Source organism: Paracoccus sp. (in: a-proteobacteria), from assembly GCF_047605025.1.
Taxonomy (GTDB): domain Bacteria; phylum Pseudomonadota; class Alphaproteobacteria; order Rhodobacterales; family Rhodobacteraceae; genus Paracoccus.
In genome coordinates this window covers 19,883-44,000 of sequence record NZ_JASGGO010000031.1, presented here as the reverse complement: position 1 = coordinate 44,000, position 24,118 = coordinate 19,883, and the positions used below count along the sequence as shown (strand labels likewise).

The following is a 24,118-nucleotide window of genomic DNA, read 5'->3' as shown; positions in this document are numbered from 1 at the left end:
CGACCCTAACCTTGGCAAGGTTATGCTCTACCCCTGAGCTACGCCCGCACTCCGTTCCCTTGGGCTTGTCGCCTTCGGTGAGCGGTCATTTATGGGACCGTGCCGATGGGTGCAAGGGAAAAAAGCAGATTCCCGAAAAAATCTGCCGAGGGGCAGGGGCTCGGTCAGGCGGCCTCGCGCAGTGCGGTCAATGCGCCGACGGGGCGGTTCAGCGCGGCTTCGGTCAGGCCCGTGCGCAGGAAGGCCGGCAGGCTGGCGGCATGGCGGGCGAAGTCGTCGGCTGGGGTCAGGGCGGGGTCCGCCTCGATCAGCAGTTCCAGGTGGCGCGCCTGCCCGTCGGCGCGGATGGTGATGTTGAACCCGTCGCCCGGTCCGTTCGACAGCACATGCCGCTGGCAGGCACAGCCCTGGAACTGTGCCGGGTCAAAGGGCAGCACATTGATAAGCGGCGAGAAGAAGAACCGCTGCCGGCTGCTCAGCCCGTGATCCGAGGCGATCTGCTCGATCCGGTAGCGCCCGTGCCGCCGCAGCTTGCGCAGCCGTCCGGCCAGGCGGGTCAGCACCTGGCCCAGCGGCTCGGATGCGGCCAGGTTGGCGTCGAAGGGCAGGATATTGACCACCAGCGCAGGGATATTGATCGCCACGCTGCCCATTCGGCTTAGATAGGGAAGCCAGACCGGCATGGCCAGCCGCCCGTCATGGTCCCGCTGCCGCGCGGCCGAACCGTCGCCCAGATGCAGCACCGTCCAGGCCGAGGCCAGCGTCGTCAGCAGGTCGGGCCAGCCGATCCCGGTTCGCGCAGCCTGCGCCAGCAGGGCCTCGCGCAGGCTCGACAGATCTTCGTCATGGGTCAGCGGGTGGGCGGGATAGTCCTCGGAGCCTTTGTCCAGCATCTGCGGCGCGGGCGTGGCGGACAGGATGTCGGCCCAATGCCGGCCATCCGCGAGATGGCGCGGGCTGTCGCGATAGGCGGCTTCCTCGGCCAGATAGGCGGCGAAATGATCCAGCGCACGGCCCGGCGTGGCGCCGTGGCCTTGGGCGTAAAGCTGGGCGCAGCGCGATTCGATCAGGCTCATGGCATAGCCGTCCAGCGCGATGTGATGGCCGCGATGATACCAGACCGCATGATCGGGCCCCAGCCGCACCAGCCATTGCGCGGCGATGGGGCGGCGCAGCAGATCGACGGGGGCGTCGACATCCTGCCGCATCAGCCGCATGGCGTGGCCCAGCGGGTCGGCATCCCCGGACAGGTCCAGCAGCCGCAGCGCCGGGCGCCGCTGGGGGTCGACCATCTGGCGCGGCAACCCGTCGGGGCCAGGCTGAAAGCGCAGCGCCAGGACATCGGTTTCGGCGATGGTGGCGCGGATCGCCTGCGCCAGGGCTGCCATGTCCAGAGCGCCGCGCAGTTCCAATGCATGCGCCACTGTCGAGACCGCCTCGCCGGGGTGGGCCTGGAACTCTTCCCAGAAATCAAGTTGCGCCAGCGTCAGCGGCGTCGCCGCGCCCGGATCATTGTCCTGAGTCATGAAAACACGGCCCCTTTCGGCGGGGATAGGAAATTGTGCGGTGGGGGAGGGGGCTGGCCGAGCCGCGGCGCTATCGCCGCGGCCCTGCTTGCTTCGAGAGAGAAAGCTGGATAAAAATACTCGCCTATTATGCCTCGTCAAGGGGGCGTCGGGGGTGTGCCGCCCGGCCAGAAAGATGAAGGACCAGATGCGAAGGAGGAACGGGTTTCAGATGATCGAATTCAGCCCCTGGCCGCAGGAACTGGCCCATCGCTATCGGCAGGCGGGCTATTGGATCGACCAGCCGCTGACCCATATCCTTGACGCCCAGCTTGCCGTCCGCCCCGAGGCTTCGGCGGTGATCTGCGGGAACCGCCGCTTCAGCTATGCCGATCTGGACCGCCAGTCGCGGCATCTGGCCGCGCGGCTGGCCGTGCTGGGTCTGGGCCGGGGCGATACGGCGCTGGTCCAGCTTCCGAACCTGGCTGAGTTCTATGTCGCCTTCATCGCGCTTTTGCGGATCGGTGTGGCGCCGGTGCTGGCGCTTTACAGCCACCGCCGGATGGAGCTTTCGGAATATGCCCGCCAGATCGCGCCACGCCTTCTGATCGCCGACCGGGGGCATGAACTGTTCGGGGACGACGCCTTCGCGGACGAACTGGGCATCGGTCAGGCGCTGTTTCTGAATGAAAGCGATCCGGCGCGCAGCCTGTCGCATTGGCTGGCCGACGGGCCGGACCTGCCCGAGGGGGCGGGGCCGACGCCTGCCGATCAGGTGGCCTTCTTTCAGCTTTCAGGCGGCTCGACCGGGACGCCCAAGCTGATCCCGCGCACGCATAACGACTATGATTACAGTGTCCGCGCCAGCGCCGAGATCTGCGGCTGCGATGGTGACACGCGGATGCTTTGCGCGCTGCCCGCCGGGCATAATTTCGCGCTCTCTTCTCCGGGTGCGCTGGGGGTTTTCCATGGCGGCGGCTGCATGGTGATGGCGCCCAGCCCCGATCCGCTGACCTGCTTTCCGATCATCCGCGACGCGGGCGTGACCATGGCCCAGCTTGTGCCGCCCGCCGTCGCGCTTTGGCTGCGCATGGTCGAGGAAAAGCCGGAACTGCGCCCGATGCTGGACAGCCTGCGCCTGATCCAGGTCGGGGGTGCAAGCTTTGCCGAGGCGACGGCGCGGCGCGTGCCTCAGGTCCTGGGCGCGATGCCGCAGCAGGTCTTCGGCATGGCCGAAGGGTTGGTGAACTATACCCGCCTTGACGACGATGCCGAGACGATCTTCACCACCCAGGGCCGCCCGATCAGCCCCGATGACGAAATCCGCGTGCTGGACGCGGACGGCCAGCCCGTCCCCGACGGCACGCCCGGCGCGCTTGCCACGCGCGGCCCCTATACCTTCCGCGGCTATTACCGCAGCCCCGAGCATAATGCCAAAGCCTTCGATGCCGATGGCTTCTATCACTCGGGCGACGTGGTGGTGCGCGAAAACGGCTATCTGCGCGTGGTCGGCCGGATCAAGGACCAGATCAACCGGGGCGGCGAAAAGATCGCTGCCGAAGAGATCGAGAACCTGCTGGTCCGTCATCCCGACATCACCCATGCCGCGCTGGTCGCCATCCCGGACGCGCATCTGGGCGAGAAAAGCTGCGCCTTCCTGGTCCTGCGCGAGGGGGTGGGCAAGCTTTCCTCGCCCGCCCTGCGCCGTCACCTGCTTGAACAGGGCGTGGCGGAATACAAGCTGCCCGACCGTTTCCGCTTTACCGACGTGCTGCCGCTGACGGCGGTGGGCAAGATCGACAAGCGCCGGCTGCGCGACAGCCTGGCCCATGAAAACGCCTAACGAGCAACCGCCTGAAAGGATGCCCATGCTGGACAAGACCGAACTCAGCCCCGAATGGCTGGCCGCCCGCGTCGTTGCCATGATCGAGGATGATTGCGAAATCGACCCGACCGAGAATCTGGTGCTTTACGGGCTGGATTCCATCGCCGTGATGACCTTTTCCAGCGAATTGGATCAGATGGGCATCTCGGCCAGCTTCGACGAACTGGCCAAGGAACCCCGCCTTGACGCCTGGTGGGCGCTGATCGAGGCGCGCCGCTAGGCGCGCGCCCTAAGCTCTCAGCGTGGCGCCGCCATCCACATAAAGGTCCGCCATGGTGACATGGCCGGCCTGATCGGACAGCAGGAACATGACCGAGGCCGCGATATCCTCGGGCGTGGCCAGCTTTTTCAGCGGGATGCCTGTGCGATAGGCCGCAAGGCTGCCCTCGATCACCGCGCGCTCGCCCGCGCCGCCATCCTCGGCCCACATGCCCGTCTGCATCGGCGTCAGGGTGGAGCCCGGCGCAACGATATTGCAGCGCACGCCCCGCGCTGCCAGTTCCAGCCCCAGGCAGCGGATCAGCATCGTCGCCGCCGCCTTGGACGCCGCATAGGCCCCCATGTTCAGGCGCGGAATCCCGGCGGCATTGGAGCTGACCGCGACGATGGCGCCCTGCCCGTGGCGCGCCATGGCCTGACCGAAGGCGCGGGTGACGTTGAAGGTGCCGGTGGTGTTCACGCCGATCACCCCTTCCCATTCGTGGGGGTCCAGGTCCAGCAGCGGCCCGATCGCCAGCACCCCCGCCGCATGGACGCCAAGCGCCAGGGGGCCGAATTCGGTCTCGGCCTCGGCGATCAGGGCCTGCGCGGCGGCGCCGTCGCGCACGTCCAGCACGCGGTTTGGCACGCCCGGCACCGGCGCGGCCTCCAGGGCGGCGATGGTGTCGGTGGCGACGACCTTCGCGCCGGCCTCGACCAGCGCGCGGACCACGGCCCGGCCGATGCCGCCAGATGCGCCGGTGACGACCGCCAGCCGGTCCTGGAACCCCGTCAGGCGCATGCGGCGACCTCTGCGGTCAGGGCAGCGACCGCCGCGCCGGTCAACAGCGGCACGCCGCAGGTCGCCGCGATCCACTCCATCGCCAGGCGGTGCTTCTCTTCCGAGAAATCGGCCTGCGCATCGGCCACGGCAAAAGCCTCGATGTCGCGCTGGAACGCCTCGGCGGCGGTGGCGAGGCAGCCGATATGGGCGTAGATGCCGCAGATCATCAATTGATCCCGCCCCCGCGCCCGCATCAGGTGATCTAGATTCGAGCGTTGGAACGCGCTGTAGCGGTGCTTGACCAGCACGATGTCGCCCTCTGCCGGCGCAAGCTGGGGCAGGATCTCCTCATGTTCGGGGATGGCGCTCATGCCCGGTCCCCAAAGGTCGGCCTGAAGGCCCCGGTCGGGGCGGAACTGGTTGCCCTTCTGCGCGGTATAGAACACCGGCACGCCCGAAGCCCGCGCGGCGGCGATCAGCCGGGCGATATTGGCGACGGCCGGGGCCAGGGGCGCGCCCTGTGGGAAGGGGCGGCAGAAATACCGCTGCATGTCATGGACCAGCAGCGCCAGCCGTTCGCGCCGGGGGTGCCAGGGGCCGCGCGGGGCGGGCAGGGCCTGGGGCAGATCATAGCCGGGAATACCGGGCAGGGCCATCAATCGTCTCCGTTTCTGGCGACACCCTCCAGCCCGGCATCCGGGGGCAGCCCCAAAGCCTGAAGGAAGGCGCCGAATTTCGCGCCGGTCTCGGCGGCCTCGGCCATCGGGTCCGAGCCGGGCACGATCCCCGCCCCGGCGTAAAGCCGGGCCTCGGCGCCGCAGATCTCGGCGCAGCGGATCGCGACATACCAGGCGCCGTCGCCTTGCGCGTCGCACCAGCCGACTGCCCCGGCATAAAACTCGCGGTCCACGGGTTCAAGCGCGCGAATCAGCGCCCCCGCCCGCGCCAGGGGCACGCCGCAGACGGCGGGCGTCGGGTGCAGCGCCGCCGCCAGCACCGCCGAGGACAGGCGCGGATCCTTCAGCCGCCCCTCGATCCGCGTGCCCAGATGCCACATGCTGCGCGTGCTGGTCAGCGTGGTCCCCGCCGGCACCGAAAGTTCGCGGCACCAGGGCGCCAGCACGTCAAGGATGCTCTCGACCACGATGGCATGCTCGCGGTGATCCTTGTCCGAGCGCATCAGCGCCTCGGCCGCCGCGCGGTCGCGGTCGGGATCGCCGTCGCGCGGCGCCGAGCCGGCCAGCGGATGCGAGGCGATCACCGCCCCGTTTTTTTCCAGCAACAGTTCGGGCGTTGCGCCGCAAAGCGTGCGCGCCTGGCCCGCGCGGGGCGGCAGCGCGACCTCGAAGGCGGTGACGGCCGGATCCAGGCCCAGCCGCGCCATCAGTGCCGCGACAGGAATAGGTGCCTCGGCGCGGATCTTCAGGCTGCGCGCCAGCACGATCTTTTCCAGCCCGCCAGGCTGTCCGGCCTCGGCCTGCATTACGGCCAGGGCCTGGGCCACGGCGTTGGCATAGCTTTGGGCGGACGGCTCGGCGGCAAGCTGCCAGCGGGCCAGCGGCAGACCCAGGGGGGCCTCGGCCAGGGCGGGGCTTGCCGCCGCTTGCGCGCGCCACAGGCAATCGGGCGCCGCCCGGTCAAAGGGCAGGGCGCCGCCGATCAGGCTGCCCGCCGGGGCGTCGGCCAGGGCGGTTTCGATCCGCAAGGCCAGGTCCGTTGCCGTGCCGGGGGGCAAGGCGGCTTCGGACCCCCGGCCCAGAACCGCGCCTCGGGCGCCGCGAAAGGCAAAGCGTGGCAGACCCGCCTCGGGCTTGGGCATCAGGGTGCTGGCCTCTGACATCCGCATATTCATGATTTGTCTCATCAAATTGGCTCGGCGCATGACCTGGGCCCGCCGGGATGGCGCCCGCCGCCGCAACTGTCCTTGGCCAGCGGCGCGGGGAAAATTCCGTCCGGCTGGCGGTTTCCTGGTGGCCAGCGCCGCGATTGCCATGTGGGATATGCGGGCTGCGGATGGCCGCTGGGGCTACCTGGCCATAAACTGCCAGACCCGGCAGGTAGGCACAAGCATTTTTGTCAGGATTGACGGGTCCTGTCACGGGAACCAGCGCCTTGCGCCTTTGGTTCCTGCATCTCAACAGGGATCAGGTGCCGGGGCGCTCATGGACCAAGCCGATCAGCCATACCAGCTTTCTGCGGCGCGCTGCTGCATTATCGCCAACACCGGATCGGGCAAAAGGGCCGGGGCCGAGATCGCCGACCGGCTGGACGCGCGGCTGCGCGGCCGGGTCGCCCAACTGGCGCAGCGCCGGATCAAAAGGGGCGCGGATCTGCCCCATGCCGCCGCCCAGGCCGTGCGCGAGGGATATGACCTGATCGTCGCGGCCGGCGGCGACGGCACCCAGGCGGCGGTGGCCAGCGCGGTCGCGGGCAGCGGGGCGGCGATGGCGGTGATCCCCGGCGGCACCTTCAACTATTTCGCCCGCGACCTCGGCGTCGGCGAGACGGTGGAGCAGGCGCTGAAGGTCTTCGACGCCCCGGTCCTGCGCCGCGTCCATGTGGCCGAGATGAACGGCATGGTGTTTCTCAACAATGTCAGCTTCGGCGCCTATCCCGAGATCCTCAAACGCCGCGAGGACATCTACAGGCGCTGGGGCCGTTCGCGGCTGGCGGCCTATTGGTCGGCGCTGGCCGCGCTTTGGGCCCTGCGCCATCCCCTGCGCGTGACCGTGCGCGCCAATGGCCAGGAACGCCGCTTCAGGACCGCGCTCGCCTTCGTGGCGAAAAGCGCCTATCAACTGGATACGTTCGGGCTTGAGGGTGCCGAGGCCATCCGTCGGGGCCAGCTTGCGCTTCTGGTCGCGCGGGCGCATCGGCCGGGGCCGCTGATCCGCTCGGCTCTGCGGCTGGCGCTGGGGAAATCCGCGCGCTATCAGGATTTCGATCTGATCGCGGCCTCGGAAATGGAAATCCAGACCGTGCCGCGCAACGAATATGTCGCTCATGACGGGGAAAAGGACTGGATGGATTCGCCTTTCCTGGTGCGCGTGCGCCCGCATGATCTGGCCGTTCTGGTCCATGCCGAAAGCCGGGGCCGCGACGCGGCATGACCCGGCTCTTGCATCTCTCGGACCTGCATTTCGGGCATGAGCGGACGGCGCTGGTCCAGCCGCTGCTGGACCGGGTGAACCAGGCGGGGGCGGATCTGGTCGTGGTCACGGGCGATCTGACCCATCGCGCGCGCTCGGCGCAATTCGCCGCCGCCGCCGCCTTCCTGCGCCGGATCGAGGCGCCGCTGATCGCTGTGCCCGGCAATCACGACATCCCGCTTTACCGGCTGGCGAACCGGATGATGCAGCCCTATCGGCGCTACCGGCAGGCGGTGGCAGGCAATCTGGAGCCGGTGGGCCATGTCGGCAGGCTGCGGGTCCAGGGGCTGAACAGCGTCGATCCGATGTCCTGGCAGCGGGGCATGATCAGTGCGGACCAGATACGCCGGGTCTCGGACGGGATCGACCCCGATTGCGTGAACATCGTGGCGCTGCACCATCCGATGCAGCAGGCCCCGGCGATCGACAAGCAGCTCATGCGCGGCGCGGCCGAGGCGCTCTCGCAGTTCGAGTCGCAAGGCATCCAGATCCTGCTGACGGGTCATCTGCATGTCTGGTCCGCCGGCGCCTTCCTTGGCCCCAAGGGGCGCGGCATCCTGCAAATCCAGGCCGGCACCGCCCTTTGCGCGCGCGAAGGCGACCGCCGGAACGAATTCGCGGTCCTGGACTTCCAGGGGCCGGACCTGCTGATCCAGCGCCATGTCGCGCCCATGGACGAGCCGGGTTTCCGCCCCCCCGAGCACCTACGTTTCACGCGCCGCGACAACCGCTGGAACCGGGCCTGAGGCCATGCGTCTTTCTTGCCCAAATATCCAAGATGCTATGCGCCCACCGTTGTCGGCTGTCCGGCCCTATGCCGCTTGGCACAGGATTTGACATGCGAAGACCCTCATGGGACTCGCGCCTGTCGCGAAAGCCCGATGACGCCGCGCCCGGAAAGGGACGGATGGGCAGGAAGCGGGCCGCGACCTGGCGATAGGTCGGCGGGGGCAGCGGCGGGGCCAAGGCCATATCCGGCGCATTCATCCGGTCGATGCACCTTTCGTCATCGGCCGATCATCAAGCCGAAACAGAGGCGCTGGGCGATGCTTACCTCCACGAGGAAGCATGTCGCATCGGAACAGGCCATGGGCACCGCAGCCACGGCTTCGTTTTTCAACTTATCGATACTTATGACATGAAGCCGTTCCTGATCGGAAAATCGGCCGGTTCGCGGTCCCAAGCCGCAAACGCCGCGACAAATCCGTCGGCCTGCCATTGGTCCATGGGGTCTGGAAAGTGCGCCGGTGGCAGGGGCGCCAGCGCGGCATCCCCAACCCCGCTCAACCCTTGGGCCGCAGGCTGATTCTGGTCCCCCAGGGATCCCGTAGCTCGACCTCGGCCAGATCGGCCAGCACGCCGGGATCCGCCTCCAGCACGATCTTTTCCAGCCCGGCGGCATCGGCGCTGCGCTGCCCCGCTCCGCGCGAATGCCAGACATTGCCCGCCAGATGATGGTGATAGCCGCCCGAGGCGAAAAAGCTTGCCCCGGAAAGATGCGCGGTCCGGTCCAGGCCCAGCCGGTTCATATAGAAATCCTCGGCCGTCGCGACATCGCCGACTTGCAGATGCACATGACCGATCACGGTGCCATCGGGCGCCGCTTTCCAGCCGTCCCGGCCAGCGGCCACCAGCCCGTCCAGATCCGCGCGGATCGTGTCCATCCGCACCTCTGCGCCCTGTCGGTGCCACTGGGCGCGGGGGCGGTCGACATAGATCTCGATACCGTTGCCCTCGGGATCGCGCAGATAGATCGCCTCGCTCACCAGATGGTCCGAGGCCCCGTCCAGCCGCTGCCCGCGCGCCGCCACATGGCGCAGCCAGGTGCCCAGATCCTGCCGCGAGGGCAGCAGGAAAGCGGTGTGGAACAACCCCGCCTCCGACGGACGCGCCCGCGCCGCCTTGTCCTGGCGCAGTTCCAGCAGAACCCGGTCGCCAATCCCCAGCCGCCGCTCGGCCGTGTCCCCGCCCAGGCGGTGCAGGCCGATCACCCGTTCGTAGAAATCGCCGACCGCGCCCAGATCGTTCACCACCAGCCGGACCCGGCCGACTTGCAGGGGTGCATCGCTCGTCGCCATGATCATCTCCTTATCATCTTGCTGTCGGTGCCCAACATAGCTATCGCGCGCCCATCCCCATATGGCGACGATAGGGAATGATTGACGCCATGGCGTGGACAGTCTGCCCGCGATTGCCTTCCGCCCCCATTCGGCGCAAGATGCGGCTCCTTTTTTCGTCGCGACTCCATGACCAGACCCAAGCCCCAGCCCCCACGCGCCCCGCAGCCCGAGGCCGCGCCCCTTGCCGCCGATCCCGCGCGTATGGAGATCTTTCTGGTCGCGACTCCGGGCCTTGAGGAACCGCTGCTGGCCGAGGCCCGCGCGCTGGGATTCCCGGCCCAGCCGCAGCCCGGTGGCGTCGCCTTCACCGGCGGCTGGCCCGAGATCTGGCGCGCGAACCTGGCGATCCGGGGCGCCACCCGCGTCCTGGCCCGCATCGGCGCCTTCCGCGCCATGCATCCGGCGCAGCTGGACAAGCGCGCGCGCCGCTTTCCCTGGGCCGACTGGCTGCGTCCCGACACGCCCCTGCGGATCGAGGCGACCAGCCGCAAATCCCGCATCTACCACGCGGGCGCCATCACCCAGCGCATCGAGGCTGCCATCCGCGACACCCTGGGCGCACCCATCGCCGAGGATGCGCCCGTCACGCTGAAGGTGCGGATCGAGGACGATCTTTGCACCATCAGCCTGGACACATCGGGCGAATCCCTGCACAAGCGCGGTCATAAGCAGGCGGTGGGCAAGGCCCCGCTGCGCGAGACAATGGCCGCGCTGTTCCTGCGCCAATGCGGCTTTATCGGCGATGAGCCGGTGCTGGACCCGATGTGTGGTTCGGGCACCTTCCCGATCGAGGCCGCCGAAATTGCCGCGAACCTCGCCCCCGGACGCCTGCGCGGCTTTGCCTTCGAGCATCTGCCCAGCTTCGATTCCGCCGCCTGGTCCGCCCTGCGCGCGCCTGCCCAGCGTTCGCCGATACCGCACGGGCCGAAATTCCGCTTTTACGGCCGCGACCGCGATCCCGGCGCGATCCGCATGAGCCATGAGAACGCCGCCCGCGCCGGCGTCGCCGACTGGACCGATTTCCAGACCTGCTCCTTTGCCGAACTGACCCGCCCCGAAGGTCCGCCGGGCCTTGTGATGATCAACCCGCCCTACGGCGCCCGCATCGGCAACAAGGGCCCGCTTTTCGGCCTTCATGCAGCGATGGGCGAGGTGCTGCGCACCCGCTTCCAGGGTTGGCGCGTCGGCCTGATCACCACCGAGCAGCAACTGGCCCGCGCCACCGGCCTGCCCTGGCTTGAGCCTGGACCCTATGTCGCCCATGGCGGGCTGAAGGTGCGGCTGTGGCGGACGGGGGTGCTGTAAGGGCCTTGGGCGGATGGCCGAACCGGCGGCGGATGCATCCGCCGTTCATTCGGCAGGCGCGGCGCTATCTGTCCGGGCTGGTCCGCCGGGCAAGGCCCGCGCCCAGCGGCCGCCATCCCGCAAGGCTGACCGACAGGATTCCCGCCGCCGCGATCCAGAACGGCGCGGTCAGGGCCGTCTCGCGCGTGGCGAAAGCCTCGGCGCCGCGAACGATCAGCCCGGACAGCATCACTCCCACCGGCATCATCCCCCAGGCCAGCAGCCGATAGGCGCTGTTCACCCGGCCAAGCAGGTGATCGGGAATCACCCTTTGACGGGTCGATACCGAAACCGTGTTCCAGACCAGCCCGGAAAGCTCGAACAGGGCGAGGATCAGGCCCAGGGACCATGCATTCGGCGCCAGGGCGATGCCAGCGAATGCGGGGGCGGACAGGAAAAGCATCCATCGGGCCGCCGGGCCTGCGCCCATCCATCGCACCACGCGTTCACCCAGGAACCCGCCTGCGATTCCGCCCACGGCCCCGGCTGCAAGGACCAGCCCATATTCGGCGGATGACAGGCCGAGATTTTCCTGCACATGCAGCACAAGCCCGATCATGACCATCTGGAAGAACAGGTTCCACAGGCCCGTCAACCATGCGAGCAGCCGCAGAAGCGGCGCGGCGCGCAGGAACGCCATCCCTTCGGCCAGTTCGCGGCGCCAGTCCCGCCCTTGCGTCCGCGCGGGACGGAAGCTGCCCGCGATCCCGGCGACGACCAGCGCCGCGAAAGCATAGATCAGCGTGTTGATGAAAAAGGGCAGCGGCAAAGCCACCGCGACCAGCATCGCGCCAAGAGGCGGCCCGGCCAGCGCGTTGCCCGTCAACTCCACGCTCCACAACCTGCCGTTGGCCGCTTCCAGCCGCTCATGCGGCACCAGGGACGGCAGCATCGTCTGCGCGGCATTGTCGCGGAAAACCTCGGCCGCGCCGACGGCCAATGCGGCGGCGAGCAGCGCCGCGAAGGCTGGAGCCGAGGAAACGCCCCTCTCTGCCGGAGCATCCAGCGGCAGGGCCGACCAAAGGGCGATTGTCGCCATGCCGAAGGCTGCGGCTCTCAACATGTCCATCCGCAGGATCAACCTGCGCCGGTCGGTCCTGTCGGTGATGATCCCGGCGGGAAGCGCAAGGACCGCCCATGGAAGCCGAAGGGCTGCGGCAACCAGCGCGATCAGCAGCGGATCGCGCGTCAGCAACGAGGCCGTCCATGCCCATGCGATGGTTGCGATCCCGTCCCCCAGATTGGTCAGGCCGCTGGCCGCGACGAACCTGGCGAAAGATCGGCGCTCCACCGGCGCAGGCGCTTCGCGATCTGGTCGGGCCATCATCCGGTCCTTGAATTTGCGGCGGATCTTGAAGAGCTTGCACGCGCAAACCCAGCTAAGGTCAAGCGCCGTCTCGCGGCAAAGGGGAAATCGTCTTTCGGCGATGTCACGGTCGGGCGGATGACGGCCCGGTCATGGTTATGGTCGCGGTCTTGGGCCGGCACTCTTACGCGGCGGCAGGTTGAAGCAGGACGCAAGCCCGCGAAGGCCCGCTCAATCCTTGCCCCAGCGAACCGCCATGCGCCGCCCCGGCCAACGGACCAGATCCGGCACCTCCAGCACATCCCCCGGCCGCACCATCGAACCCAGCCACGACAAATCCCGACGCGCCATGCCGATGCACCCGGCCGTTGGAAACCCCGGCCGCCGCCATTGGTGCAGGAAGATCGCCGAGCCCGCCCCCTCGCGCGCCTGCGGATGGTTCCAATCCGTCACCAGCACGATGTCGTAAAGCGGATCCGGCCGCCGCATCGCCTCGTGGCTGGCGGCGAAGGGGGCGCGGACGGGGTGGTTGTAGGCCGGGTGGCCCGAGGCGTCGCACCAGAGGTCTCCGGGCAGGATCGGCCTTGCCCAGCCCGAGGGCCGCGCCACCCGGTCGGGGCGATAAAGCAGCCCCACGATCCGATGCCGGCCGATGGGGGTCGCGCCGTCGCCCTCGCGCTTGTCGCGCGAAAGCCCGCCCCGCCCGACCACGCAAGGGATCACCCGCCGTCCGATCCGCAGGCCCATGGGGGTCAGGCGCATCACAGCAGATGCCCCGATTTCTGCGCCTTGATGTCCAGATAGCCGGTATTGTGCCGGTTGCGGGGGGTGATCAGGGGCACGCGCTCGGCGACTTCCAGCCCGTGATCTTGCAACATCGCCACCTTGCGCGGGTTGTTCGTCATCAGCCGCACGCGGGTGAAGCCCATCCGTTTCAGGATGCCCGCGCCGATGCGGAAATCGCGCTCGTCATCCTCGAAGCCCAGGCGGTGATTGGCCTCGACCGTGTCGAAGCCCTGGCTTTGCAGCGCATAGGCGCGCATCTTGTTGGCAAGCCCGATGCCGCGCCCCTCCTGGTTCAGATACAGCAGCACCCCCTCGCCCGCCTGGCCCATCGCGGCCAGGGCGGCATGAAGCTGCGGCCCGCAATCGCATTTCAGGCTGCCCAGCACGTCGCCGGTGAAACAGGCCGAATGCAGGCGCGCCAGGACCGGAGCGGCGCGCGCGGGGGCGCCGATCTCGACCGCGTAATGCTCGGCCGCGCCGTCATCGGGGCGGAAGATATGCAGCTTGGAGTTCTCGGCGGCCAGTAGCGGCAGGCGCGCGGCGGCGACGGGGGCCAGCGCCGCCTCGGTCGCAAGCTGCGCCATCAGCGGACCGGGGGCCAACCGCACCAGCCCCTCGGGCGGGTCCGAAATGGGGGCCATCAGCACGGCGGGCAGCAGTTCGGCGGATTTCGCCAAGGCGATGGCGGCGCGATGGGCCGTCACGTCGCCGCCCCGCGCCAGACGGAACGGACCCTTCATCGGCGTCATCAGATCGCCCGCCGGATCGGCCATGGCGCGCAGCCAGGCGCAATCGGCGCCCTCGGGCAGTTCGATCCGGGCCAGATCGCCGTCATAGACCATCGCCTTCAATGTCTCGGCCCGCCAGCGGGTGACAGCCAGTTGCGCCGGCCCAAGGCCCGCCATCAGCGTCAGGCGCGCCGGCGAAAGGGTCTCGGCGGCGGCGGCCAGCCAACCGCCGATCACCACCGGCAATCCCATGCGCAGATCGGTCCGCGCGCGCGAGACGCTTTCGGTCAGGGTCGGGATCAGGGGCGTTGTCAGGGTCATGGCCGGCGCTTTTCTGAAACAAACTGAAACATAGGGCTGATTTCCGACAACTCCATGTGAGAAATGCTGCAAGGCGCTTTACGGCCGCGGCATCCATGCTCACGTTTCCGCCATAACGCCAAAGGAGGCAAGAATGGCCGGACTGAAAAAGATCCTGTTGGTCGATGACGAGGAAGACCTGCGCGAGGCGCTGGCCGAGCAATTGGTGGCCACCGAGGATTTCGAGGTCTTCGAGGCCGGAAGCGGCCATGAGGCGGTCGAACGCACCAAGGGCGCGATTTTCGACCTGGTGGTGCTGGATGTGGGCCTGCCCGACACCGACGGGCGCGAGCTTTGCAAGCGCCTGCGAAAGCAGGGCATCAAATGCCCGATCGTGATGCTGACCGGCCACGATACGGATGCGGACACCATCCTGGGCCTGGATTCGGGCGCGAACGACTATATCACCAAGCCGTTCAAGTTCCCTGTCCTGCTGGCCCGCCTGCGCGCGCAACTGCGCACCCATGAGCAGTCCGAGGACGCGATCTTCCAGCTTGGCCCCTATACGTTCAAGCCGGCGATGAAGATGCTGATCGACGGCAAGGACCGCAAGATCCGGCTGACCGAGAAAGAGACGAATATCCTGAAGTTCCTCTATCGCGCCCAGGACGGTGTGGTCCCGCGCGACATTCTGCTGCACGAGGTCTGGGGCTATAACGCGGGCGTCACCACGCATACGCTGGAAACCCATATCTACCGCCTGCGCCAGAAGATCGAGCCGGATCCCTCGAACGCGCGGCTTCTGGTGACCGAATCCGGCGGCTATCGCCTGGTCGCCTGATGGCATCGGGAACCCCGTGGCACGGTCGCGGGTTTCTGACCTGAAGCCCAGTGGTCGGAGGATGCGGCCAACCCAAACCCGGTCCGATCCTGTCCATGGCAGGCGGCCGGGTTTTGTCATTTCGTCGGCGCCGCGCGGCCTGGACCCTCGGCACCCGGGGGCGCTTCGCCCCCCGGACCCCCCGAGGATATTTGGACAAGAAAGAAGGGGGGACGGCGCGGGCGGATGCGTGCCGGCTTGCGGGGCTGCTGTCGGGATTGGAAGGCTGTTTCCTTAGGCAGGACCAATAAATCCGCTTGAGGAAGGCGGGCGTCATGATTCACTCTCCCGACCTGGAGAGGGATCATGGACGCGCTTTTCTGACTGACCAACGAGCAGGTGGAGCGGCTGCGGCCGTTCTTTCCGAAGTCGCAAGGCAGGCAGCGCGTTGATGACCGGCGCGTGCTGGGCGGGATAATCCTCATCCAACGCAATGGGTTGATGTGGAGTGAGGCTCCGAACGCCATTGGTTCGAGTGAGCGGGCCGAACGCACCCAAGGAGTATGGCTCGCCGAAGACGCTCTACAATCGCTGGAAGCGGTGGAGCCGCATGGGCGTGTTCGCCACCATCATGACCGAACTGGCCGGCAAGCGCAGGAAGCCGGGATCGTGATGATTGACGCAACCCACGCCAGGGCGCACCGGACCGCATCGAGTCTTGCGGTTCAAAAAGGGGGCGCGGGCGCTCCTGTTGTCCATCCCGCAGGCCGTAGTGCTGCTCGTGGCGGGATTATAATATTGAATTTATTAGTAAATATTTTATTTAAATATGCATTTCGTCCTGCATCCCCTCTCGCACCAGTCGCAGGATTCCAGTCCCGCACGACCCCGAGCTTTGCCGAAAACGCCACAGGATTGAGGACATGTTCGCCAGACCGAAAGATGTGCGGCGCATCGCAACCCGCTATGATCGCTGCCCGATCCTGTTGCTCTCAGCCTGCGCCCCGGCGGCTACCGTAGTCTATTGGTAGTGAGGCGACCGTAGGCAGGACCGATCGTCGAGGCTGAGCGGCAGCCCGCGGGTGCGCGCAGCCGGGTCTCGCGCCGGCGCGGTCAGGGGGGAAGGGGCTCTGATGCTTTTGCTCGATGACGGCTCCCTGGAGGACCGGCGGGTTGACGGGTCGGGACAGGCAGCCGGGAATGTGCGCGCGGAACTGGCGGGCGAGGTTCAACAGGCCGGGGAGGATCGCGCCGTGATCGGGATCCTCTCCAGCGCCGGCTTGAGCGCGTCCGTCGACACGACTGGCGGACGGAGTGCGTCAGCTGCGTATTCCCGGCGCAGGCGGTGCGACGATTACGACAGGCTTGCCGCACAGTGATGGCAGTAATTCGGTCTTGGATCCGCTTGGTGGGTCGTCCGAAACGGCGATCGGCGGTTGTGGGCGGTCCGGGTCCGATGCCATTGCTTCCAGCATTCTGGAGATTGGAGCATCCGGGCAGGGGTATCCTGGCGGCGCAGAGCACTCCACCACCACCGCCGAAGCCTCTTTTGGTGGTTACGGTGGCGCTGGCGGCCCAGGGGGTGCTGGTGGTTCGGCCTCATCGGGTTTTGCTGGCCTTGGTGTTGGGTCTGATTGCCGCGCCTCGGACCGTTTGCGCCGGGGCCGCGGGCGTATTGCTCGCTGATGAGGTTCCGTCGCCGGCTGCGGGTTACGGCTCAGGCACCAGGCGCAGTCAATGTGACTGTCGGCGAGGGCGGCGACGGGTTCCTGCTTCTGGTCGCTCGGGCCGATCAAGCACGGGTGGTGCCCGCGTGATCTATGTCGCGGGCATCAAGGCCGGTCGCGTCGCCCAGCCCATCGTTCTGGCGGGCATCGGAGAAACGGTGGCGGATTCCGAGAGTATCTTGGGCACCGGGTGGGGCTACACGGCCGGTCAGGCCATGCCGCCCAACCGCTCTTCGAGGATCAGGCCGAGCAGGGGGCGCGGCAGTGATTGAAAGGGGGGGGGCGTGAGGGCCCTTTCGTCGTCTTACGCCAGGGAGGGATTTCGCGGCGTGAGATGTCAGGATCAAAGAGGACATGCCTGTCTTCGACACCAGAATGGGAAACTTCCCTGACAAAGCGAGTGCTGCAACAGCTACCTTGGGCGCCCGCCAAGCATAGCCTACATCTGGGATGACAGCGCGCATCGCCGCCCAGCAGGCCGCCTCGCCGATCCAGCTGACGCATTGCGCCGGATCAAGACCCGAATCTTCCCCCCGATAACCGGGACAAAGCGGTCACGGCCAAGCGCCACGCCGCAGATCCTTCAGGCGGCCGACCATGATCTCGATGCGGTCGCACCGCCGATAGCGCGCTTGCCGTAGCGGATAGTCTTGGCGCGCGGCTTCCGGTCCGGGATGTAAGGACATATCCCCCTGTCCTTCAAGGCGTCCCTGAACCAGCCGCCATCATGACCCGGTCGGAGATCCACCATTCAGCCTCGGGCAGGCCGCTCGACGATACCGGGGGGCGTGCTTTCAGACGGGTTGCATCGATCATGGCGGTCTTCTGTCCGCTGCTTCCGGCGGCCAGTCCCTTCATGATCCGGCCGAACACCCATAAGGCATCCCTCTTGCATTGCCGCACTCACCGAGGCCACGCATTGCGAAATAACCGGGTGCACCTCGCGTCGCCATTCTTTCTTGCCCAAATATCCCACGGGGGTCCGGGGGTGTGAAACCCCCGGCGCTCGGCGCCAGCGCGGATGGACAACCCCAACCGGGCAGCCTAGGCTCCGAGCCCGGAAAAGGAGCCCGCCCCATGTTCACCATCGCCACCTGGAACATAAACTCGGTCCGCCTGCGCGAGACCCTGGTGGGCCGGCTGCTGACCGAAGAAATGCCCGACATTCTTTGCCTGCAAGAGACGAAAAGCCCGGTCGAGAAGATCCCTCTGGATCTGTTCCAGAGCCTTGGCTATCGCCATTTCGTGGCGCGGGGGCAAAAGGGCTATAACGGTGTCGCGATCCTCTCGAAGCTGCCTGTCGAGGATGCGGGGGATCGCGATTACGCGGGCCTGGGCCATGCCCGCCATGTCGCGGCGCGGCTGGAAAACGGCATCACCATCCACAATGTCTATGTTCCCGCCGGCGGCGACATTCCCGACCGCGAGGTGAACGTGAAATTCGGCCAGAAGCTGGATTTCCTGACCGAGATGCGCGACACTTTCCATGCCGACAATCCCAGCCGCTCGATCCTGGTCGGCGACCTGAACATCGCCCCCCGGGAGGATGACGTTTGGTCCCATAAGCAGCTTCTGAAGATCGTAAGCCATACCCCCATCGAGGTCGAGCATCTGGGCGCCGCCCAGGATGCGGGAAAATGGGTGGACATCACCCGCCAGGACATCCCCCAGGGGCTGCTCTATTCCTGGTGGAGCTATCGTGCCCGCGATTGGGACGCCGCCGACAAGGGCCGGCGGCTGGACCATATCTGGGCGACACCCGACATCGCGAATGCGGGCCACGCAAGCCGTATTCTTCGCCCGGTGCGCGGCTGGGAACAGCCCAGCGACCATGTGCCGGTGCTGGCCAGTTTCGATCTCTAGCTTTCGCGCAATCCGGCTCTTCCGCTTGCCGCGCGAAGCCACCATATTGCGCCAGACATTCAGATTCCGAGCCAGGCGAGAAGAAACATGGCCATGCTTTTCGACGGTGCCAGCCAGACCGCACCCAAGACCGAAGACTTCATCAATGACGTGACCGAGGCCGATTTCATGGCCGAGGTGGTCGATGCCTCGATGGCCACCCCGGTCATCGTGGATTTCTGGGCTCCGTGGTGCGGCCCCTGCAAGACCCTCGGGCCGCAGCTTGAGGCCGAGGTCAAGAAGCACAAGGGCCGCGTCCGCATGGCCAAGGTCAATGTGGACGAGAATCAGATGATCGCGGCCCAGCTTCGCGTGCAGTCGATTCCGACCGTCTATGCCTTCTTCCAGGGCCAGCCCGTCGATGCTTTCCAGGGCGCCGTGCCGCAAAGCCAGGTCAAGCAATTCGTCGAGAAGCTGGCCGCGCTTTCGGGCGATGACGGCGGCCTTGCCGAGGCGCTGGAAGCCGCCGAAGCGATGCTTGCCGAGGGGGCGGCCGAGGATGCGGCCGAGACCTTCGCCGCTATCGCCGAGGAAGAGCCTGAAAACGCCGCCGCCTGGGGCGGTCTCGTGCGCGCGCGCCTGGCCCAGGGCGATGCCGATGCCGCCGGGGCCGAACTGGACCGCGTGCCCGCGGCCATCGCCCATGCCGCCCCGGTCGAGGCCGCGCGCGCCCAGTTGCAGCTTGCCCGCCAGGCCGCCAAGGCCGGCCCGCTGGACGACCTGCGCCGTAAGGTCGAGGCGGATCCCGCCGACCAGCAGGCCCGCTTCGACTATGCCACGGCGCTGCACGCGGCGGGCCAGGTCGAGGAGGCCATCGACCAGCTTCTGGACGCCTTCCGCCGGGATCGGGACTGGAACGAGGGTGCGGCGAAGGCCCAGCTCATCACCATCTTCGATGCGATGAAGCCCACCGATCCCCTGGTCCAGAAAGGTCGCCGCCGGCTTTCGTCGCTGATCTTCGCCTAAGCCATGGCGCGCCCGCCCGATCTGCCGCCCGTGATCGCGCTCTTCCCGCTTGAGGGCGCGGTGCTTCTGCCCCGCACCCGCCTGCCGCTTCACATCTACGAGCCACGCTATCTGCAAATGGTCGAGGATGCGCTGAAGACCCCCGAGCGGTTGATCGGCATCATCCAGCCCGATCCCGCCGGGAAACTTTCGCGTGTCGGCTGCGCGGGGCGAATCACCAGCTTTTCCGAGTTGGACGATAACCGGATGATGATCTCGCTGCGGGCGATATCGCGCTTTCGGCTGGACCGGACCGAACAGGGCTTTGCCCCCTATCTGCGCGGGCGCGTGCTGTGGCGCGGTTTCGAAAGCGACCTCGCCCCGCGTCCCGAGACCGCGCCGCCGGGGGATCGCGCGGCGCTGATCGCCAAGCTTGCCCGCTATGCCGACCGGCGCGGGTTGACCACCGACTGGGAGGCGGCGCAGCATTCCGAAGAGGAAACGCTGGTCAACAGCCTCGCCATGCTTCTGCCCTTCGCCCCCGAGGAAAAGCAGGCGCTTCTGGAAAGCCCGACTCTTGCTCTGCGGCGCGATCTGCTGGACGGGCTGCTGGAATATGCCCTGCGGGGCGGCGATGACGAGGAAACCATCCAATGACCTATGATCCTGCGCAGGCTTCCGCGACCGGGGCCGAGATCGCGGCGCAGAACGCGCGCGGCTATGACCGCCACATGCTTGAGGCGCTGGTCTGCCCCGTGACCCATTCGACCCTGCGCTATGACGCCCGCCGGCAGGAACTGATCTCGGAAGCGGCGGGGCTGGCCTTCCCGATCCATGACGGTATCCCGATCATGCTGGTGGCCGAGGCGCGCCAGATCAAGGCCGGCTAGCCCCGCGCGCCGCGTGTGGAAAAGGCCGCCGGCAGGGGGCCATCCGATTCCCCATGGGCCCGCAACGGATCATTTGGAGCAGAATCGGGACTGCCTTGCGTGAAAGCGGCTTGGCTTGCGGCGAAGGGATGACCGTCCAGATGCCCCGCCGCGCGCGGAATATGCGTGCCGGTGCCGCGCTTCGTCCTGAAAACCAGACCAGGGGCAGGGGAAGGGGAGGGCCGTCCTGGCCCAGATCACCATCTGCGGGTGCGCGCGCCCTTGCCGCCTTGCCTCTTGTCGCGCGACCTCGTATCGCCCTGCGCCGATTCCGGCCCGCGTCAGGACTGGAAATGCGATGCCGGCCCCCGCATGATACAAATGCACCATGCGGGGGCGGATTTTCCCATGGGGCGCGCGACGCCCGTGCATGGGCCGCGCGTCACGACATGCCTTCTGGCAGGTTCGGGGCCTTACAGCCCCGCGCTCTCGTCGCCGCCCAGCATGATGTTCAGGTTCTGCACCGCCGCCCCCGATGCACCCTTGCCCAGGTTGTCCAGGACCGCCACGACCACCGCGCAGCCATTTCCGGCATCGCCATGAACCGAGATTTCCAGCCGGTTGGTGCCATTCAGCCGGGTCGGGACCACGCGGGCCTCGGACGGGATCACCGCGACGAATTGCTGGTCCTGGTAATGCCGGGCAAGCGCCTCGCGCAGGCTCTCAAGGCTGCGGTCGCCGCGCAGATGCAGCGGTATCTGCACCGCCATGCCCTGCGCGAAATTCCCCACCGAAGGGGCGAAGACCGGGCGCGCGGAAAGCCCGGAATATTTCACGATCTCAGGAAGATGCTTGTGGGTCTGCGCCAGGGCATAGACGAAATGCGCGGGCGCCTCGCCGCGTTCGTATTCGCCGATCAGCTCCTTGCCGCCGCCTGTATAGCCCGAGACGGCGTTGATAGACAAAGCTTCGTCCGGGGCGATCAGCCCGGCCTTGACCAGAGGCGCCAGGATCGCGATGGCCCCGGTCGAATAGCAGCCGGGATTCGAGACATATTGCGCCCCGGCAATCGCCTGCCGTGCATCGCCCGAGAGTTCCGCAAAGCCGAAAACCCAGGCCGGATCGACCCGATGCGCTGTCGAGGCGTCGATGAAGCGGGTAGGCAGCCCTTCCGCCAGCGCCACCGCCTCGCGCGCGGCGGCGTCGGGCAGGCACAGGATCGCCACATCGGCGCCGGCAAAGGCCTCGCGGCGGGCATCGGCATCCTTGCGGCGCGCGGGATCGACCTGGATCAACTCGATATCCGTCCGCCCGACCAGCCGGTCGCGGATCTGCAAGCCGGTCGTGCCGGCCTCGCCGTCGATGAATACCTTCGCCATCATCGCCTCCTGTCTAAGCGCCTTGCATAGCGCGCGCCCGGTTCTCGGGCAACCTTGCGCGCAAAGATCCGGGCGGATCGGGAACCGCAGCCCGCATCCATGGTCAAGCCTGCTCATCCAAGGTCGGGCGGGAATGCGTCCGAACCTCGTATCGGCTGGCCGAGATATGAAGCGCCATGCCGCCCACCCCGTCCAGCCTGGCATCTCGGCTCGGCCGGTCCCGCTCCGGGGCGGAAATCCCTGGCCGTCACCGCCCCGCTCCAAGGCGCGGCGCAGTCAATCGCTCACTCATGTCGAACCTGCCCGGCGGCGTGCATCCTCCTTATCTGGATACTGGAACAGGGGCGGGCGGCGCGGATGGTGCGGGCCACCCGCCGGTGGCGCTGCATCGTCGGCCCGTGCCAGCGGTTCTCGCGCGCATGGGCGTCATTGACCATTTGGATCGTGGTGGTTTCCAGGGGATGCGGCGCTGTCGCCAACACCTTGTCGCCGGGCGGGCCGCGCGACCCCATGTCGCGGTCGGCCTGGCGTGGATATGGGGTGGCGGCGAAGCCCGGCATATGCTCGAATTTCGCGCTGTCGCGCAAGGCACGGAACTCTGCATGATCGCGGTCTTGCCCGCGCCCTCGATGGTCGCTCCATCCTCGGGCAGCGCGCGGTTCGGGCACCTAAGGCCCGGAACCGGGACGCGCCAAGGCGCCCCCCCCCCTTCTTCGTTTGCCAAAATACCCCCGCCGGAGGCTGCGGCCCCCGTCAGGGGGCCGCCTTTCTTCAGAAGAAGCCCAGCCTTTTCGGCGAATAGCTGACCAGCATGTTCTTGGTCTGCTGATAGTGGTCCAGCATCATCTTGTGCGTCTCGCGCCCGATACCGGATTGCTTGTAGCCGCCGAAGGCCGCATGCGCGGGATAGGCGTGATAGCAGTTGGTCCAGACCCGGCCGGCCTTGATGCCACGTCCCATGCGGTAGCAGGTATTCGCATCCCGCGACCACACCCCGGCGCCCAGGCCGTAAAGCGTGTCATTGGCGATTTCCAGCGCCTCGGCCTCGTCCTTGAAGGTCGTGACCGAGACCACGGGGCCGAAGATCTCCTCCTGGAAGATCCGCATCTTGTTGGTGCCGCGAAAGATCGTCGGCTCGATATAGAAGCCGCCCGACAATTCGCCGCCCAGATCGGCGGCCTTGCCGCCGGTCAGCACCTCGGCGCCCTCCTGGCGGCCGATGTCCAGATAGGACAGGATCTTTTGCTGCTGTTCGCTGGATGCCTGGGCTCCGATCATGGTCGCGGCGTCCCTCGGATCGCCCTGGGTGATCGCCTGGGTGCGCTTGACGGCGCGCTCGATGAAGCGGTCATAGATCGATTCCTGGATCAGCACGCGCGAAGGGCAGGTGCAGACCTCGCCCTGGTTCAGCGCGAACATGGCGAAGCCTTCCAGCGCCTTGTCGAAGAAATCGTCGTCCTCGCGCGCGACATCGGCGAAAAAGACGTTTGGGGACTTGCCGCCCAGTTCCAGCGTCACCGGGATCAGGTTCTCGGATGCGTATTGCATGATCAGCCGCCCGGTCGATGTTTCCCCGGTAAAGGCGATCTTGGCGATGCGCTTGCTGGATGCCAAAGGCTTGCCCGCCTCAAGCCCGAAGCCGTTCACTACGTTCAGCACGCCCGGCGGCAGCAGATCGCCGATCAGCCCGATCCAGACCATGATGCTGGCGGGGGTCTGCTCGGCGGGCTTGATCACCACGCAATTCCCGGCCGCCAGCGCCGGGGCCAGTTTCCAGCAGGCCATCAGCAGCGGAAAGTTCCAGGGGATGATCTGGCCCACCACGCCCAGCGGCTCGTGGAAGTGATAGGCGATGGTGGTGCCGTCGATTTCCGACAGCGTGCCTTCCTGCGCGCGCAGGACCCCCGCGAAATAGCGGAAATGGTCGATGGCCAGCGGCACGTCGGCGGCCATGGTCTCGCGGATGGGCTTGCCGTTGTCCCAGGTTTCGGCGGTGGCCAGCAGTTCCAGGTTCCGCTCCATCCGGTCTGCGATCCTCAGCAGGATGTTGGAGCGTTCAGCCGGGGCGGTATGGCCCCATCCGTCCTTCGCGGCATGGGCGGCGTCCAGCGCGGCCTCGATATCCTCGGCGCCCGAGCGGGCGATTTCGCCGATCTCGGCTCCGGTGATGGGCGTGGTGTTGGTGAAATAGCGGCCGGATTTCGGCGCCACCCATTCGCCGCCGATGTAATTGTCGTATCGTTTGGCGAAGGGCATGACGGTGACGCCTTTGAAGTCATGCGTCTGGTCGTTTGGCATGGTGGTTCCTCCTGTCCTGACCAGCCTCCCGCCGGTCCCGCGCATAGGGTGGGCCTGTCGGGGCCAGAAATCA

Annotated in this window: 22 protein-coding genes and 2 pseudogenes; 12 read left to right on the top strand and 12 right to left on the bottom strand. The window is 67.2% G+C overall.

What is annotated here, in order from left to right; genetic code table 11:
- Positions 1 to 164 precede the first annotated feature (164 nt).
- Entirely contained in the window at positions 165 to 1,526 is a 1,362-nt protein-coding gene (locus QM682_RS15775) for a condensation domain-containing protein (protein WP_415131411.1), read from the bottom strand.
- Positions 1,527 to 1,737: 211 nt separating this feature from the next.
- Between QM682_RS15775 and QM682_RS15770 the strand changes: the two genes are divergently transcribed.
- A complete protein-coding gene (locus QM682_RS15770; protein WP_415131409.1) occupies positions 1,738 to 3,348 on the top strand; it encodes a (2,3-dihydroxybenzoyl)adenylate synthase in 1,611 nt (536 codons plus the stop codon).
- Positions 3,349 to 3,373: 25 nt separating this feature from the next.
- A complete protein-coding gene (locus QM682_RS15765) occupies positions 3,374 to 3,610 on the top strand; it encodes a phosphopantetheine-binding protein (protein ID WP_415131407.1) in 237 nt (78 codons plus the stop codon).
- Positions 3,611 to 3,619: 9 nt separating this feature from the next.
- Here the strand turns inward: QM682_RS15765 and QM682_RS15760 are convergent, their stop codons facing one another.
- From QM682_RS15760 to QM682_RS15750, 3 genes are read right to left on the bottom strand one after another with little or no spacing between them, the layout of a single operon-like run.
- Complete coding sequence (locus tag QM682_RS15760) at positions 3,620 to 4,390, bottom strand: SDR family oxidoreductase (protein WP_415131405.1); 771 nt, start codon at positions 4,388 to 4,390, stop codon at positions 3,620 to 3,622.
- Positions 4,381 to 5,028: an isochorismatase family protein gene (locus QM682_RS15755; RefSeq protein WP_415131403.1), complete on the bottom strand. Its 648-nt coding sequence runs from the start codon at positions 5,026 to 5,028 to the stop codon at positions 4,381 to 4,383. Before QM682_RS15755 ends, QM682_RS15760 begins: the two co-directional genes overlap by 10 nt.
- On the bottom strand, positions 5,028 to 6,212 hold the full coding sequence (locus tag QM682_RS15750) for an isochorismate synthase (protein WP_415131401.1): 1,185 nt from the start codon (positions 6,210 to 6,212) through the stop codon (positions 5,028 to 5,030). Before QM682_RS15750 ends, QM682_RS15755 begins: the two co-directional genes overlap by 1 nt.
- A 322-nt stretch (positions 6,213 to 6,534) precedes the next feature.
- On the opposite strand from QM682_RS15750, the gene QM682_RS15745 reads away from it, so the two are divergent.
- Positions 6,535 to 7,482: a diacylglycerol/lipid kinase family protein gene (locus QM682_RS15745; protein ID WP_415131399.1), complete on the top strand. Its 948-nt coding sequence runs from the start codon at positions 6,535 to 6,537 to the stop codon at positions 7,480 to 7,482.
- The gene (locus QM682_RS15740) at positions 7,479 to 8,267 is read left to right on the top strand and encodes a metallophosphoesterase family protein (RefSeq protein WP_415131397.1); all 789 of its coding nucleotides are present in this window, start codon (positions 7,479 to 7,481) and stop codon (positions 8,265 to 8,267) included. Before QM682_RS15745 ends, QM682_RS15740 begins: the two co-directional genes overlap by 4 nt.
- A 537-nt stretch (positions 8,268 to 8,804) precedes the next feature.
- Here QM682_RS15740 and QM682_RS15735 read toward each other — a convergent pair.
- Entirely contained in the window at positions 8,805 to 9,599 is a 795-nt protein-coding gene (locus tag QM682_RS15735) for a VOC family protein (RefSeq protein WP_415131395.1), read from the bottom strand.
- Positions 9,600 to 9,842: 243 nt separating this feature from the next.
- On the opposite strand from QM682_RS15735, the gene QM682_RS15730 reads away from it, so the two are divergent.
- Positions 9,843 to 10,946, top strand: coding sequence for a THUMP domain-containing class I SAM-dependent RNA methyltransferase (locus QM682_RS15730; protein WP_415131415.1), 1,104 nt, complete (start codon positions 9,843 to 9,845; stop codon positions 10,944 to 10,946).
- A gap of 64 nt (positions 10,947 to 11,010) precedes the next feature.
- Here QM682_RS15730 and QM682_RS15725 read toward each other — a convergent pair whose 3' ends face one another.
- From QM682_RS15725 to ribA, 3 genes are all read right to left on the bottom strand, one after another.
- Positions 11,011 to 12,309, bottom strand: coding sequence for an MFS transporter (locus QM682_RS15725; protein WP_415131393.1), 1,299 nt, complete (start codon positions 12,307 to 12,309; stop codon positions 11,011 to 11,013).
- Between the two features lie 213 nt (positions 12,310 to 12,522).
- Positions 12,523 to 13,053, bottom strand: coding sequence for a L,D-transpeptidase family protein (locus QM682_RS15720; protein ID WP_415131391.1), 531 nt, complete (start codon positions 13,051 to 13,053; stop codon positions 12,523 to 12,525).
- A complete protein-coding gene (gene ribA, locus QM682_RS15715) occupies positions 13,053 to 14,126 on the bottom strand; it encodes a GTP cyclohydrolase II (protein ID WP_415131389.1) in 1,074 nt (357 codons plus the stop codon). Before ribA ends, QM682_RS15720 begins: the two co-directional genes overlap by 1 nt.
- Before the next feature lie 133 nt (positions 14,127 to 14,259).
- On the opposite strand from ribA, the gene QM682_RS15710 reads away from it, so the two are divergent.
- The 3 genes and pseudogenes from QM682_RS15710 to QM682_RS15700 all read left to right on the top strand — a co-directional run bounded on the left by QM682_RS15710 (position 14,260) and on the right by QM682_RS15700 (position 16,304).
- The gene (locus QM682_RS15710) at positions 14,260 to 14,946 is read left to right on the top strand and encodes a response regulator transcription factor (protein WP_415131387.1); all 687 of its coding nucleotides are present in this window, start codon (positions 14,260 to 14,262) and stop codon (positions 14,944 to 14,946) included.
- A gap of 363 nt (positions 14,947 to 15,309) precedes the next feature.
- Positions 15,310 to 15,956, top strand: a pseudogene (locus QM682_RS15705) (transposase).
- A gap of 102 nt (positions 15,957 to 16,058) precedes the next feature.
- Positions 16,059 to 16,304: a hypothetical protein gene (locus QM682_RS15700; RefSeq protein WP_415131385.1), complete on the top strand. Its 246-nt coding sequence runs from the start codon at positions 16,059 to 16,061 to the stop codon at positions 16,302 to 16,304.
- A gap of 911 nt (positions 16,305 to 17,215) precedes the next feature.
- Here QM682_RS15700 and QM682_RS15695 read toward each other — a convergent pair.
- A pseudogene (locus QM682_RS15695) lies at positions 17,216 to 17,525 on the bottom strand (IS5/IS1182 family transposase); the annotation flags it as partial.
- Between the two features lie 204 nt (positions 17,526 to 17,729).
- Between QM682_RS15695 and QM682_RS15690 the strand changes: the two are divergent.
- The 4 genes from QM682_RS15690 (at position 17,730) to QM682_RS15675 (ending at position 20,389) form a co-directional block, all read left to right on the top strand.
- Positions 17,730 to 18,515: an exodeoxyribonuclease III gene (locus QM682_RS15690; protein ID WP_415131383.1), complete on the top strand. Its 786-nt coding sequence runs from the start codon at positions 17,730 to 17,732 to the stop codon at positions 18,513 to 18,515.
- 87 nt (positions 18,516 to 18,602) lie between these two features.
- A complete protein-coding gene (gene trxA / locus QM682_RS15685; RefSeq protein ID WP_415131381.1) occupies positions 18,603 to 19,520 on the top strand; it encodes a thioredoxin in 918 nt (305 codons plus the stop codon).
- Between the two features lie 3 nt (positions 19,521 to 19,523).
- A complete protein-coding gene (locus tag QM682_RS15680) occupies positions 19,524 to 20,156 on the top strand; it encodes an LON peptidase substrate-binding domain-containing protein (RefSeq protein ID WP_415131379.1) in 633 nt (210 codons plus the stop codon).
- A gap of 74 nt (positions 20,157 to 20,230) precedes the next feature.
- Positions 20,231 to 20,389, top strand: a complete 159-nt coding sequence (locus QM682_RS15675; protein WP_415131413.1) for a Trm112 family protein — start codon at positions 20,231 to 20,233, stop codon at positions 20,387 to 20,389.
- A gap of 452 nt (positions 20,390 to 20,841) precedes the next feature.
- Here the strand turns inward: QM682_RS15675 and argC are convergent, their stop codons facing one another.
- The 3 genes from argC to adh all read right to left on the bottom strand — a co-directional run bounded on the left by argC (position 20,842) and on the right by adh (position 24,045).
- Entirely contained in the window at positions 20,842 to 21,864 is a 1,023-nt protein-coding gene (gene argC / locus QM682_RS15670; protein WP_415131377.1) for an N-acetyl-gamma-glutamyl-phosphate reductase, read from the bottom strand.
- Positions 21,865 to 22,031: 167 nt separating this feature from the next.
- Positions 22,032 to 22,334 (bottom strand): hypothetical protein, encoded by a 303-nt coding sequence (locus QM682_RS15665; protein ID WP_415131375.1) that lies wholly within the window; start codon positions 22,332 to 22,334, stop codon positions 22,032 to 22,034.
- Between the two features lie 184 nt (positions 22,335 to 22,518).
- On the bottom strand, positions 22,519 to 24,045 hold the full coding sequence (gene adh / locus QM682_RS15660; RefSeq protein WP_415131373.1) for an aldehyde dehydrogenase: 1,527 nt from the start codon (positions 24,043 to 24,045) through the stop codon (positions 22,519 to 22,521).
- Positions 24,046 to 24,118: the final 73 nt, after the last annotated feature.

Coding starts and splice junctions, on each gene's coding strand:
- QM682_RS15775 (WP_415131411.1), bottom strand. CDS start 1,526: ATGACTCAGGACAATGATCCGGGCGCGGCGACGCCGCTGACGCTGGCG.
- QM682_RS15770 (WP_415131409.1), top strand. CDS start 1,738: ATGATCGAATTCAGCCCCTGGCCGCAGGAACTGGCCCATCGCTATCGG.
- QM682_RS15765 (WP_415131407.1), top strand. CDS start 3,374: ATGCTGGACAAGACCGAACTCAGCCCCGAATGGCTGGCCGCCCGCGTC.
- QM682_RS15760 (WP_415131405.1), bottom strand. CDS start 4,390: ATGCGCCTGACGGGGTTCCAGGACCGGCTGGCGGTCGTCACCGGCGCA.
- QM682_RS15755 (WP_415131403.1), bottom strand. CDS start 5,028: ATGGCCCTGCCCGGTATTCCCGGCTATGATCTGCCCCAGGCCCTGCCC.
- QM682_RS15750 (WP_415131401.1), bottom strand. CDS start 6,212: ATGTCAGAGGCCAGCACCCTGATGCCCAAGCCCGAGGCGGGTCTGCCA.
- QM682_RS15745 (WP_415131399.1), top strand. CDS start 6,535: ATGGACCAAGCCGATCAGCCATACCAGCTTTCTGCGGCGCGCTGCTGC.
- QM682_RS15740 (WP_415131397.1), top strand. CDS start 7,479: ATGACCCGGCTCTTGCATCTCTCGGACCTGCATTTCGGGCATGAGCGG.
- QM682_RS15735 (WP_415131395.1), bottom strand. CDS start 9,599: ATGGCGACGAGCGATGCACCCCTGCAAGTCGGCCGGGTCCGGCTGGTG.
- QM682_RS15730 (WP_415131415.1), top strand. CDS start 9,843: ATGGAGATCTTTCTGGTCGCGACTCCGGGCCTTGAGGAACCGCTGCTG.
- QM682_RS15725 (WP_415131393.1), bottom strand. CDS start 12,309: ATGGCCCGACCAGATCGCGAAGCGCCTGCGCCGGTGGAGCGCCGATCT.
- QM682_RS15720 (WP_415131391.1), bottom strand. CDS start 13,053: ATGCGCCTGACCCCCATGGGCCTGCGGATCGGACGGCGGGTGATCCCT.
- ribA (WP_415131389.1), bottom strand. CDS start 14,126: ATGACCCTGACAACGCCCCTGATCCCGACCCTGACCGAAAGCGTCTCG.
- QM682_RS15710 (WP_415131387.1), top strand. CDS start 14,260: ATGGCCGGACTGAAAAAGATCCTGTTGGTCGATGACGAGGAAGACCTG.
- QM682_RS15700 (WP_415131385.1), top strand. CDS start 16,059: ATGCTTTTGCTCGATGACGGCTCCCTGGAGGACCGGCGGGTTGACGGG.
- QM682_RS15690 (WP_415131383.1), top strand. CDS start 17,730: ATGTTCACCATCGCCACCTGGAACATAAACTCGGTCCGCCTGCGCGAG.
- trxA (WP_415131381.1), top strand. CDS start 18,603: ATGGCCATGCTTTTCGACGGTGCCAGCCAGACCGCACCCAAGACCGAA.
- QM682_RS15680 (WP_415131379.1), top strand. CDS start 19,524: ATGGCGCGCCCGCCCGATCTGCCGCCCGTGATCGCGCTCTTCCCGCTT.
- QM682_RS15675 (WP_415131413.1), top strand. CDS start 20,231: ATGCTTGAGGCGCTGGTCTGCCCCGTGACCCATTCGACCCTGCGCTAT.
- argC (WP_415131377.1), bottom strand. CDS start 21,864: ATGAGCAGGCTTGACCATGGATGCGGGCTGCGGTTCCCGATCCGCCCG.
- adh (WP_415131373.1), bottom strand. CDS start 24,045: ATGCCAAACGACCAGACGCATGACTTCAAAGGCGTCACCGTCATGCCC.